The 926-nt window shown below is 68.8% G+C and carries 1 protein-coding gene; it reads right to left on the reverse strand.

The features are described from left to right. Positions 1-765: IS701 family transposase (locus RMT89_RS40350; RefSeq protein ID WP_315888723.1), on the reverse strand; the 765-nt coding region annotated here is incomplete at its 3' end. Positions 766-926: the final 161 nt, after the last annotated feature.

Raw genomic sequence — 926 nt, forward strand, 5'->3', positions numbered from 1 at the left:
GATGACTGCCCAGTCGTAGAAGCGGTGGCCCTTGGCCCCGGCCCCTGCGGAGAGCTTCTGCCAGGCCCGCTTGGGCACCTTCTTGGCCAGGATGTCCGCACGGAACTTCCCCGCGCCGGTGGTGACTTCGTGCGAGCAGGCCACCGCGAGGACGTAGCCGGTGCCGCGTTCCTCCAGTGCGGTTCGCAGCTTCGGGTTGCCGCCGTAGACCTCGTCGCCGGCGACCCATGCGGCCTGGTGGCCGGCGTCCAGGAACCGGGTGACCATACGTGCGGCCAGTTCCGGCTTGGTGGCGAAGGCGGTGTCCTGGTCGAGTCCGGCATCCCGGCAGCGGTCAGGGTCGGAGGTCCATGAACGCGGGACGTACAGTTCCCGGTCCACTGCCGCGTGCCCGCGCCGGCCGGCGTAGACCAGGTAGACGGCGACCTGGGCATTTTCGATCCTGCCCGCGGTGCCGGTGTACTGGCGCTGGACGCCGACCGTGCCGGTGCCCTTCTTCACGTCCCCGGTCTCGTCGACCACCAGTACCGCCTGGTCGTCGTGCAGGTGGTCCACCACGTAGTCACACACATCGTCGCGGACCCGGTCGGCATCCCACTTGGCCCGCCCCAGCAGGTGCTGCATGCCGTCCGGAGTGGTCTCGCCGGCCCACTCGGCGATGGTCCAGCAGTTCTTGCGCGGCAGGTCGGCCAGCAGACCGAGCACCAACCGCGCCGCCCTGCGCCGGGGTTCGACCCGGGCGAAGCGCCCCGCGATCCGGCTCATCAGGCCCTCGAACGCATCCCGCCAACGAGCGGGATCTATGCTGTGACCTGCGGCCACCGTCTCTTCGTTAGTCCACACAACTCACGATGATCAACGGTGGCCGCACCCATGCCCGCGCCGGCCCCTACCAACAAGATCACGATCTACGGCTGTAGTACTAG

This window comes from Streptomyces sp. P17 (assembly GCF_032436805.1).
Classification (GTDB): Bacteria; Actinomycetota; Actinomycetes; order Streptomycetales; family Streptomycetaceae; genus Streptomyces.